Below are 11,280 nucleotides of genomic sequence, written 5' to 3'. Positions count from 1 at the left end.
GCTCCCGGTGCCGGGGCTAGTGCTCAGCCCCATCTGCATAACCCTCGAAAACAACGGAAAAATCCGGCCACAGCCGGATCGGGAGAACGCTTTCGCGGGGGCAAGTGGCGGAGGGGATGGGCCTGACGTCGAACCTTCTCCATTTAAGTATCTGAAATTAATAACTTTTAAATCAGCAACGCAGTGTTCTCTGAATCGACGATCATCATGAGGTTCCTCTCGTCGTGCGCGTCAACCGATCACGCATCCGGCCGCATTGCTTCGCTGCACCACCTCCAGAACGGAACAAGATTATGCGCTGCCGCTGTCATCGCGGCGATCAGGCCGTCCGCCATATCGGCCTCGGTCAGGCGGCGGCCCATGATGATTTGTTTGCGCTTTAACAGGTCCGCATGACGATGATCCGCCTCAAAGGGTTTCGGAACCCGTTTCAGAACTTCGTCGCCGAAGGACATAAGGTCCGCTCCGGCGGCTTCCGCCACGTCCATCGCCTCGACCAGCGCGTCGCCGTCACTATCGACAGCGGCGCGGTACTGGCGCACGCCGTCTGCATCGAGCGCGTGCAGGCCGGTCATCAGCTCCACGCCTTCGGTGCGAATGTTCAGCAGCCAGCCTTGCGCAGGGTGTCCACCGCCACGCCAGTAGCAGTGCAGATAGGTGTTGTAGGGGCTCTTGTCCTTGGAGAACCGGACGTCGCGGTAGATGCGGCCCATCTTGCCTTCGTGCGCTGCGCCGGTCAGGCGCGACAGGTCTTCGGCAAAAAGCTCGGTCAGCAGCTTGGCTGGGTCCTCGATCTCGGCCTTGAAGACCTGCTTGTGCGCGTCGAACCAAACGCGGTCGTTGTTCTGTGCCAACTCAGCCAAAAACGTGCGGGCGCGCGCGACCATTGAATCAAATCCATCGCTCATGTCGTTTACTCCGCTGCCAGACGCGGGGGCGGCGTCAGGATTAGTGTTTCAGGTCTCGCGTCCGTTGGATGAGAGATGCCAGGTTGCGTTTTTTCCGCGCGCCGTTCCGCGCGCAGATAGGTGTGGTAGAACACCGGCACGCCGATCAGGGTCAGCACGGTCGCAAAGCCCAAGCCCGCCATGATCGTCACCGCCATGGATGCGAAGAACACGTCGAACAATAGCGGCGCCATGCCCAGGATCGTCGTCGCAGCCGCCAGAACCACTGGGCTGAGGCGGCTGACACAGGCCGTCACGATGGCCTGTGACTGCGACAGGCCGCCTTCGGATTTCTGCAGGTCGATCTCCTCGACCAGCACGATCGCGTTCTTGATCAGCATGCCCGACAGGCTGAGAAGGCCCAAAAGCGCTGTAAAGCTGAACGGCAATCCGGTGAACAAAAGTCCCAGCGCCACGCCGTTCACGGCCATCGGCACGACCGTCCAGATCACCGCCGTCTGACGCAGCTTGCCGAACAACAGCACCGTGATCAGCAGCATGGTGCCAAACGCGATCGGCATCTGCTTGCCAAGGCTCGCCTGCGCTTCTCCCGCGCTTTCGTGCTCGCCGCCCCATTCCATGCGATAGCCGGGCGGCAGACTCATCGCTTCGATGGCGCCACGCACTTGCACAAATGCTGTCGGCGGCATGACACCGGGGATGGTGAAGGCCTGTACGCTGAGTGTGGAAAGCCGGTCGCGCCGGGCAATCACTGTGTCGCGGGCGATCACCTCGAACCCGTCGATGACCTGGTCAAGTGGGACATACCCGCCGGTCACGGGCGCAAAGACGATCTGGTCGCGGATGCGGCCATCCTCGGTAATCTCGCCGCGCGGAGTGCGTACGAGGATCGGGATATCGCGGTCGCCCTCACGGATGCTCCCTGCGGGCACACCGTCGGTAGCCAGTGCAAGTGCTGTGGCCACATCGGCGCGGGTCACGCCGATCCTTTGTGCACGGTCAGCCGCATAGACGGGCCGCGTCGTGAATTCCCGCTCGCGCCAGTCGATCCGCTGGGTGTGCAACAGGTCGGACGCATTCAAGACCGCCAGCGCCTGATCGCCCAACTCGCGCAGCACGTCGGGGTCCGGGCCAGACAAGCGCACCTCCACGTCCGCCGTCACCGGGGGGCCGTAGATGATCTGTTCCACCCGAGTTTCCGCCCAGGGCAGGGCCTCAGCCGCGAAGGCTGCCAGATCATCACGCAGGGCCGGGATGGCGTCGAAGCTTTCCGCCCGGATCAGGATCTGACCATAGGACGGATCCGGCTTGGCGGGTGTGTAGGTCAGGATGAAGCGTGTGAGCGCCTGCCCGGCGGTTGTCGTGGTCGCGACCACGTCGTCACGCGCTGCCAGCCAGTCCTCGATCACCATGAGGTCCGCGACGGTCTCACCGATCTGTGTTCCCTGCGCGGCCTTGTAATTGAAATAGAACAGCGGGGTGTTGGCGGGTGGAAAGAACTGCTGCGTGACCATGCTCATCGCGCCGATGCAGGCCACGGTGCCACCGACAAGGGCCACGATGACCAGCCAGCGCACGCGGAGCGCCCCCCGCACGACCGCTGCATAGCCGCGAAAGATGGGGCTATTGTAGGGGTCTTCGCCCTCGGCCAGACCGCCGACCTTGAAGAAATAATGCCCCAACAGTGGCGTGACCGTCACAGCCAACACCCAAGACAGCAGCAACGATATGGTGATGACCGCGAACAGCGAGAACAGGAACTCGCCCGATGCGTCGGGGGACAGGCCGATCCCGGCGAAGGCCATCGCACCGATGATGGTGGCGCCAAGCAGCGGAACTTGCGTTTTGCGGGCCACTTCGGTTGCAGCATCGGCGGCCCGACGCCCTTTGCGCATTTCCAGCTTCATGCCGTCGGCCACCACGATGGCATTGTCCACCAGCATGCCCATCGCGATGATCAATGCGCCAAGGCTGATGCGTTCGACCTTGATATCAAACAGCATCATGAAGAAGAACGTGAAGGTCACCGTCAGCAGCAGCGTCAGCCCGACGACAACCGCCGCCCGCCAGCCCATGAACAGCGCCAGCACGGCAATAACCACGCCGACCGAGACCGCAAGGCTGACAAGGAACTCGCCGTTCGCATCGTCGACGACACGGTGCTGCTCATAGATCGGTTCCACTGACACACCTACAGGCAGCACATTGGCCAGATCAGCCAACCGCGCCTCGATCCGGGCGCCCACGTCGACGATGTTTTCCGACTGCAAACCTGCGATACCCAGCGTGAACGCCTCTACGCCGTTGTGCCGGATGATCTGGTCGGGCTGGTCAACCCGACCGCGTGTGATGGTCGCGATGTCGGCAAGGTTAAACGTCTGCCCTTCCGCCCCAATGGTCAGCCCCGTGATATCGAACGTATCACTGTCGGGCTGCGGGGCCTCAATGCGCAGGCCGCGCCCGGCGTCCGTGACCTCACCCGTGGGGTTGATCGCCGACACCCGGCCGATGGCGCCGAGGATTGCGCCGGGGGGTACGCCAATACTGGCGAGGCTACGGCTGTCGGGCTCAACGAAGATTGCCTCTTCGGGCAGGCCCAGAAGGTCGGCATTGGCGACGCCCGGAACGCTAAGCACCTCGCGGCGCAGGAATTGCGCGATCTCGTGCAGTTCGGCATCCGAAAACCCCGGTGCGGTCACGGCATAGTAGACGCCGAAGATATCGCCGAAATCGTCGTTGATCCGGCTTGGCAGGGCACCCTCGGCCAAGCGCGGGGCGGCATCTGCCACACGCGTGCGCAATTCGTCCCAGACTTGCGGCAGGTCCGCGCCGTCGTAGGTTGGCTTGATCTCGACCTCGATCACCGACAGGCCGGGCGTGTTGCGCGAGGTGATGTAGTCCACCGCGCCCATGCGCTGGATCTCGCCCTCCAGCACCTCGGACACTTCCGATGCGACCTCGTCGGCCGTGGCGCCTGGATAGGGCGTGATGACCAGCGCGGTCTTGAGGGTGAAGGTCGGATCCTCGAGCTTGCCGACGGACACGTATCCGAAAGCACCGCCCAACAGGCAAAACAGGATCAGGATCCAGGTGTAGATCGGCCGCTCGATGGCGGTGCGGGCAATCGACATCGCTCAATCCTCCGATGTGGTCAGGCCGGTGAACCGGCGCACGGTCTGGCCCTCGCGCAGCAGATGCGCGCCGGCGGCGACAATTTCCGTGCCCGCGGGCAGGCCTTCAACGCTGAACCGTGACCCCGCGCCGGCGATAACCGTTACGGGCTGGCGGCGCAGAACGAACGCCTCGTCTTGTGGCACGAGCGCCAGCACCGATGCGTCCCGCGCGTTTCCGGCCAGAAGGGCCGATGCCGGGATCTGAACGCCCTGCGGCGGCGCGGGGATGGTGGCGCGCACCGTCACCGAAGCCCCGGGCAGGACGTCCACCGCGTCCTCAAAGGCCAGAGTGACCCGGTAGCTCTGGCCGACCCGGTCAGTATCCGGCTGGAACGCGACGAGGCGCAGGGCCGCATCCGGCCCGCCGGGAAGGTCAGCGGTGAAACCGATCTGCTCCAGCGCGCCGATCTGCTGAAAAAGCTGTTCGGGCAGCGCGATTTCCACACGCACCTCGCTCAGGTCATGGACACGCACGACCGGCAGACCGGGAGATACGGCAGAAAACGCGGGCGTGAGCCGGACGGCGACCAGGCCGTCGAACGGTGCGCGCAGGGTTGCGTCCGCCAGCGCCGCGCGCGCATCACGCAAGGCGACATCGGCCATGTCGCGCGCGGTTGCGGCATCTTCGGCGCGGGTCGCGGCGCCGACCTGCCGTTCGGCAAGCGTGGCGGCGCGCAGCGCTTCGCGTGTCGCCATCTCGAGCGAGAGCGCGGCCCGCTCCACCGCGCGTTCGTAGGGATCGAGGTCGAGCTGCGCGAGCACGTCACCGCGGGCCACGCGCTCCCCCTCTTCCGGGGCGAGCAGCGTCATCGTGCCACCGACGTCGAACGATAGATCGACCGTTTCGCGGGCGCGGACCTGGCCGAAGAACTGCCGCGTCACGGTTTCGGACGGCGACGCAACGACGTATGTCCGGACGGCCGGCAGCGGTGATGTTTGCGCCGCCACGGGTTGGCCCATGACCAAGGCTGCGATCCAGATGGCAAGCCTTATCTTCAGCGGGCTGCGCGGACGGCATTGCATTTCTCGGCTCCTTGACTACCCTTGCCGCATCGACTCCCGACCGGTCGGTAGGCAATTAGCTGAAGAAGGTTCGATGTCAATGCAGTCGCGAGATGAAATGTCCGACCCAAAGTCCCGGCGTCAGGACATCCTTGATCACGCGGTGAGCCTCTTCCTTGATCAAGGGTATGCAGGCACATCGATGTCCGATCTTGCGCGCGCGGTTGGCATTCAGAAGGCCAGCCTGTATCACCACTTCCCGTCTAAGGAGGTCTTGTTCACCGCCTGCGTCACGGAAGGGTACGAAGGTGCCGTCCGGCGTTTGGAAGCCATTCGCATGGACGAAACCCTGAGCGACGAGGCGCGCATCCGAACCGCGATGGAGGAAATCTACCGCGTAAACCTGACCACGCCGGTTGGCCGCATGGCCCCCATGATCGCCGAAGTCGCGCCAACAATTCCGGAGGTTGCCCGTGCGTTTCACGGCGGCTTCATCGCGCGCCACTACGCATTGGTCACCGGCATGATCGAAGACGGGATCGCGCGCGGCAGTTTCGCCCCGCTCGACACGCTGGGACTGCGCCAGATGATCTTTGGACCCATCATCTTTCTTGCCATAGAGCGTGAAATGACGGCCGATTTTCCCGATCGCGATGCCCTTAATCCCGTCGACCGGATCCGCGAAAGCCATATTGATCTGATCCTGCGGCTGCTGACGGTGCCGTCCGCCGACCACCCGCAGAAAGAGTAGCTTCGGCATGGACCCGGACCGCCTTGCGCGCATAGAAGTTCAAAGCGAGGCCGATCTCTGGGCCTGGCTCGCCGATCACCATGGGCAAGAGCAAAGCGTCTGGCTGGTGACATGGAAGGCCTAGCACCGCGACCGCTATGTGTCGCGCGAGGTGGTGCTGGATGCGCTTGTCGCCCATGGCTGGATCGACGGACGCCGCCTGAAGCTGGACGATGACCGAACGATGCAGCTAATCAGCCCGCGTAAACAGCAGGCTTGGGCGCAAAGCTACAAGACGCGCGCCGCGCGGCTGGAGGATGAGGGTCGCATGCACCCCGCAGGTTGCGCCGCCGTGGAACGCGGGCGGGCAAGTGGATTGTGGAATGCATCGGATGCAGTGGATGCGCTCGTCGATCCCGATGACCTGTTGGCAGTGCTCGAACGCACGGGCGGGTTGGTATGGTGGCAAGACGCAGCACCATCCTATCGGCGCAACGTTTTGCGCTTTATCGCTGCCGCGAAACGGCCCGCCACGCGCGCGAACCGGATTGGTGTCGTGGCGTCCCATGCTGCGCGGGGTGAAAAGGTTGCGCAGTACTAAATGCGTGTTGAATACCCGCAACGATTTTTTGTCTCTGCTACAGTTCAAGCAAGTTCAACTGCGTTCGTTTACAGCAGGTGTCATTTGCAAATTGATGCCTGTTCCCGCAGCACGACATAATCGCTGATCATCTCCGCGATCGCCGAGTCTTCCGGCAACGCGGCCAGTTCCTCGGCCGCCCGCGCCTGGAGCTCGCGGCTGTACCGGACAACTGGTGGACATGCCCCGAGGCTGCCGCCGTCAGAACCGACCGTCGCGCAGCCGCTCAGCAAGCTCGTCGCGGTCGCGAGGACGGCGAGCCGCCGCATCCAGCATCTGGCGTTGAACATCATTGGTTTCCTCCAATGTTTCGAGACGTTCGGCGAGGCGGCCCGTGCGTTCACCGGAGCGCCGGAGTGCGAACAGGAACAGGAGCACTGTGAGCGCGATGGCGCCGTAGCGCAGAGCCGTCCGGGCCCACGGGTTGGTGGCGAACCCAGCGAGGAGCGCACCAATCATCGACGGCCCCGCTTCCAATCGTCCAGCCGCGCGTAGATCGTGATCGCGATCCCGCCGAGCGCCACGGCGATGAACACCCAGCGGAGCGTGTCGAGGTACGGCACCAGCGGCAGGATGGCGGACTGGGTCTCAGCCAGGACGCTCTGGGCGACCTCGACGCCCGCGGCGCCCAGCGTAGCCACACCGGCGGCCCCGCCGCCCTTCATGGTGCGGCTGTCGGCCAGCACTTCGCGCGCAGGCGGCGTTTCAGCCGCGAAGGCCGTCGCCCGGATCGGGAAGCGCTCGCCCCACTGGCGAGCGGGCCCGAGATCGACATGGATGAATCCCGAGCGCGGATAGAAGCCGAAGCCGAGGAACCCGACCTCGCGCGCCGCCGCCTCGAATGCCGCAGGGTCGTGGTTCGCCATGGCAACGTCAAAGGCGGCGCCGTCGAGGTGCTTCGAGCGGGTGGCGCCACCGACGACACGGTTGTGTTCCGGGCTGCGATAGGCGGAACGCACGATCAGCGGCTTGCCCAGCCGGTTGCGCAGGGCCTGCAGCTTGTCGAGCGCGGGTTCGTTGACCAGCAGCTTGCCGGTGCCCCGGCAGGCGATCTCAGCCGGGCTGAAATTCCGCCAGCGCCATGCGCTCTCCGGAACGTCGCGCCAATGGCGGTGGAAGGTCGTCGTCATGGGGGGCCTCCAAAAAAACCCGCCTCGAGGGCGGGTACGGTTGGGCTGATGGATGGGAGGGGGAGCGGCTACGGGCTGCCGCCGAAGATTTTAAGCTTGATGGCGATGCCCGCCAGCAGCGCCAGCATGACGCCGGTGGTGATCATGCGGACGGCGGTCTGCATCGCGGTGCGGCGCACCAGCCGGATGCAATCCACCAGGGATCGCAGGTCGCGGATGTCGAGCGCGGCCTCGTCGCCGTCGAGGCCGACATCGGACAGCGCACGCTTCGCGCCTTCCTCGGCGGCGCGCGTCAGGATCGCCTCGAACTCGGCGTCGGGCATGCGCACGAAGCCCTCGGATCTGGGTGGTGTCATCGGGTCCTCCTTGCGCTGCTCAGCCGACCTTGCAGCCCCAGAAGGACGTGTGGTCGGCGGCGAAGTAGCCGTCCGCGACCCGGAAATACCCCTGCAGCTCGACGGTATCGCCTGCGGTGAGGGGCACCATGGTCTGCAGCCAGATCGCGGTGGCGAGCGAGACGTGGGTGGCGGAGATTTCGCCGAGGGAGCCGCGGATTTCGGTCGTGCCGTTCAGCACGAGCCGCCCGCGCATGCGCGCCGTGGCGCTGGCGTTGATCTTGTAGAGCAACGTCGCGCCGAAGAGGTAGGTGCCGTCCACGGGCGCCACGAAATGGTTGTTCGCGGCGTCGAACGCGCCCTGATCGTTGGTGTCGGTGTTGTTGAGGCCGATCTTCGTCCAGGCCCCGATACCGACATAGTTGTCGAAGTTGGTGTACGCCTTGAAGCGGGGCAGCCGGGGCTGGTCGACGATGCCGTTGGCGTTGTCGACACTCAGCCCGTCGAAGAAGGTGCTGCCATCGGCCGAGACCGCGAGCCGAAACCTGTCCGAGCCGAAGAGCCCCACCAGAGCCTTGGTCACGAAGCCTGTCTGCAGCGTCAGCCCGAGATCGTCGCCCGCGGCCTCCTTGTTCATGGTATAGAACAGATCGCCGGTGCCGCCCTCGGCCACGGTCTTCGCCGTCCAGAGCGCGGCGTTCAGCTTGGCCGAGAACGGGTTCGACGCATCCGCCGTGGTGCCGAGGCCCAGCAATGCGAGGTTCTGCAGCGCCGCGGGCGTGGTCCCGACCCAACCTGACCCGTCGTAGACCAGCAGCAGCCGTTCTCCGGGCAAATGGTCCCCCGGACCATTTGCTGATCCGTCGAACTCCTCAACCCAAGCCCGCCAGCCAGGCCGAGGGGGAAGCTGCATCCATGCCCCATCGACACGATAGGCAATGCTGTTGTCCCACCCGGACCAGGGTCCGGTCGCGCCGGGTGCCACAAGGAACCGGTCACCATCGTTCGAGTCCGGCGGCGGCTCCGTCCTGGCCGTGCCGCGGACGGAGAGCTGAACGAGGCCGTCAAGGATGCGCAGCGCCTCGTTGTGGGTGACGTGTTTCTGGGCCTGCGCCGCCAGGATGTAGGGCAGCAGCAGATGGGTCGTGGCGTCGGACATCGGATGGCCTTCAGAACGTGAGCGTGACGGTTTTCGGCGCGCCCCGCCCGACGAGGGCGGAGAGCTGGTAGATGCGGATGTCGAGCGTGTCGCCGGGGGCGAGCGGCGCGCCCCAGTCTGCGGTCTGGTGGGCGGCGGTGTAGACCGCGCTGGTCGTGTTGGTGCTCAGCACTCGCTTCACGGCGGGGCCGTTGAGGATCTCGACCTCGTAGGCTTCCAGTTCCTCGGCCAGTGGCACCTCAAGCCCGCTCCAGCTGTCGGCCGCGAGTACCCGGGACCGGCGTGTCCAGCGGATCGTCAGGTCGCCGGGCATGTGGGGCTTTCGCCACGGTTGCTCGACATGAGCGACGGAGAACGGCCGCAGCCCAATGCCCTCCGGCGTGAAGGCCTGCGCCACATAGGTTTCGTCGCTGACCGGGCGGCTCGCCGGACCGATGCGCCAGTTCCACGGGATGCCGAGATCGGCCTCGGCGATCGGCAGCGATGCGAGGCTGTCGTCGAGCACCACCACACGCGCGCCAGCGAGTGTCGGGTTGCCCATGGCCCCCTCCGTGCCGCGCTGGCCGCGGAGAAGCCGGATCAGGCGATAGCGGCTTGGCGCGATTAGCTCGACCTCGCCCGCCTGCACGATCTCCCAGACCCCGGGCGCGCTCTCGATGGCGAGCGCGTTGGCCCCTCCGAACAGCGTCAGGTCGGTCACGCTCTCCAGTGTTCCGGTGAGCAGGTCGAGGACCAGCGCATTGCCGAGGTCGAACCGCGAGGTTGGGCCTGCATAGAAGTCCGAGACCAGCGTCCCGATCCGGGCCCGCGTGCCAAAGCTGGTGAGCAGGTCGAAGCTGTCCGTCGAAGGACTGCGGAACACCGCGATCTCGCCCGGCCACGGCACGGCATGCGCCGCGGCGAAGGGGCGGTGCGCGGGTTGGTCCTCGGTCAGCTGCGGCAGGTCGAGCAGCACGGCCTCGGGCGCGCCGAACGCCACCGCCTGCGAGAGCGCAGAGGGCCGCGGCGCGCCGGGAGGCAAGTCGTAGGCCTCGCGATCCTGGCGGACCGCCTCGACGCCGCGGGCATCCGCATCGGCGACGGAGACGAGCCGCAGAGGAACGGCACGGCCGTCATGAGCGAACGACACCACATCGGCGGGATCGAGCGCGAGCCGCGATGGCGGCAGGCGGAAGACGGCGCTCTCGCGCCCCACCCACGCCTCCATCAGCGCGCGGCGGCAGCGCCGCTCGGCCTCCTCGGGCGGCACGGCCATCGGGAAGGACTCGGACGCGATCCGGGTCGTGTCCACCGTGATCCGCCGCGCCTCGACGAGGGCCGCGTCGTAATCCTCGTCGGCACGCGCGACCTGCCATTTCAGCGCTTGAGGCAGTTCGGTCTCCTGGCCGCGGGTCAGTTCCAGCACGTCGCCCTCGCGGGCGGCCACCAGATCGTCGGGCGCAAGGGTGGTGACGGAGGCCCGGCCGCGCATGATGAAGCGGATCACTCCCTCGGTCTCGACGGCGTCGAACCCGAAGTGGCGGGCGAGCGTGGTAATCGAGGCGCGCGGGCTTTCCAGCGCCGTGATGGCGTAGCCTTCGACCGCGCCCCAGAGGCCGGTGACGTCGATGCGATCCTCGGGCAGGCCGGCGCGCCGGCAAAGGTGCCGGACCAGCGCCGCCAGCGATACCGCGCCGAGACGGCCGGTCAGCCAGTGCCCCAGCCGCCAGTTCGCCCCGTCCGTCCAGACGTCGGTCAGCGCCGGAAAGAAAGGGTACGGCCGCGCGTCCCAGGTCCATGCGGCGCATTCGGGGACATGCACCATCCGGCCGCCGTAGACCGAGGACAACGGGTTGTTCGCGGCCTCGCCCCACCAGAGGTACGTCGCCTCGAGATAGGCCCGCTGGATCGCGTCATCCCGCCAGCCCCGCGAGAAATGCGGCGTGAAGCTCTCGGACGACTTCGGATCGAAGAAGACGTTCGGCTGGTTCGTGCCGCGGTCGATGGCCGGGCAGCCGAGCTCGGTGAACCAGATCGGCTTGGACTGCGGCGCCCACGCCGTCGGCGCGCCGCTCTCCACCCCGCCCGGGCGGTCGTAATGCGCATTCGACCACCAGGCGCGCAGATCTTTGTAGCGGAACACCCACGGCTTGGTCGCCGCGCCGTCCGTGATCGGCGTGCGGACCTGCGCGGTGCGGTCGGCCGCGCTGGCATAGAACCAGTC

General features: G+C 66.0%; 10 protein-coding genes. 2 read left to right on the top strand and 8 right to left on the bottom strand.

The window, feature by feature from the left end; all coding sequences use genetic code 11:
- Positions 1-239 precede the first annotated feature (239 nt).
- Genes DRV84_RS14230 through DRV84_RS14220 form a run of 3 tightly spaced genes read right to left on the bottom strand, consistent with a single transcriptional unit; the run spans position 240 to position 5,041 of the window.
- Entirely contained in the window at positions 240-908 is a 669-nt protein-coding gene (locus DRV84_RS14230) for a DUF2461 domain-containing protein (RefSeq protein ID WP_115981882.1), read from the bottom strand.
- Between the two features lie 5 nt (positions 909-913).
- Entirely contained in the window at positions 914-4,039 is a 3,126-nt protein-coding gene (locus DRV84_RS14225; protein ID WP_115981880.1) for an efflux RND transporter permease subunit, read from the bottom strand.
- A 3-nt stretch (positions 4,040-4,042) separates the two neighbouring features.
- A complete protein-coding gene (locus DRV84_RS14220) occupies positions 4,043-5,041 on the bottom strand; it encodes an efflux RND transporter periplasmic adaptor subunit (RefSeq protein ID WP_158547817.1) in 999 nt (332 codons plus the stop codon).
- On the opposite strand from DRV84_RS14220, the gene DRV84_RS14215 reads away from it, so the two are divergent.
- Positions 5,040-5,834, top strand: a complete 795-nt coding sequence (locus DRV84_RS14215; protein WP_115981884.1) for a TetR/AcrR family transcriptional regulator — start codon at positions 5,040-5,042, stop codon at positions 5,832-5,834. The two genes, DRV84_RS14220 and DRV84_RS14215, sit on opposite strands and share 2 nt — an antisense overlap.
- Positions 5,835-5,973: 139 nt before the next feature.
- A complete protein-coding gene (locus tag DRV84_RS14210; protein ID WP_115981876.1) occupies positions 5,974-6,414 on the top strand; it encodes a YdeI/OmpD-associated family protein in 441 nt (146 codons plus the stop codon).
- 80 nt (positions 6,415-6,494) lie between these two features.
- On the opposite strand, the gene DRV84_RS14205 is transcribed toward DRV84_RS14210, so the two are convergent.
- The 5 genes from DRV84_RS14205 to DRV84_RS14180 all read right to left on the bottom strand — a co-directional run.
- Complete coding sequence (locus DRV84_RS14205) at positions 6,495-6,746, bottom strand: hypothetical protein (RefSeq protein ID WP_115981875.1); 252 nt, start codon at positions 6,744-6,746, stop codon at positions 6,495-6,497.
- Between the two features lie 162 nt (positions 6,747-6,908).
- Positions 6,909-7,583, bottom strand: coding sequence for a YcbK family protein (locus DRV84_RS14195; RefSeq protein WP_115981871.1), 675 nt, complete (start codon positions 7,581-7,583; stop codon positions 6,909-6,911).
- 68 nt (positions 7,584-7,651) lie between these two features.
- The gene (locus tag DRV84_RS14190) at positions 7,652-7,939 is read right to left on the bottom strand and encodes a DUF6127 family protein (protein ID WP_115981869.1); all 288 of its coding nucleotides are present in this window, start codon (positions 7,937-7,939) and stop codon (positions 7,652-7,654) included.
- A 19-nt stretch (positions 7,940-7,958) separates the two neighbouring features.
- A complete protein-coding gene (locus DRV84_RS14185) occupies positions 7,959-9,077 on the bottom strand; it encodes a DUF2793 domain-containing protein (RefSeq protein ID WP_115981867.1) in 1,119 nt (372 codons plus the stop codon).
- A gap of 10 nt (positions 9,078-9,087) precedes the next feature.
- On the bottom strand, positions 9,088-11,280 hold a 2,193-nt coding region (locus DRV84_RS14180), incomplete at its 5' end, for a baseplate multidomain protein megatron (RefSeq protein WP_192881433.1).

The sequence above is a fragment of the Rhodosalinus sediminis genome (genome assembly GCF_003385555.1).
Lineage (GTDB): Bacteria > Pseudomonadota > Alphaproteobacteria > Rhodobacterales > Rhodobacteraceae > Rhodosalinus > Rhodosalinus sediminis.
This window is presented reverse-complemented; position numbering and strand designations above follow the sequence as displayed.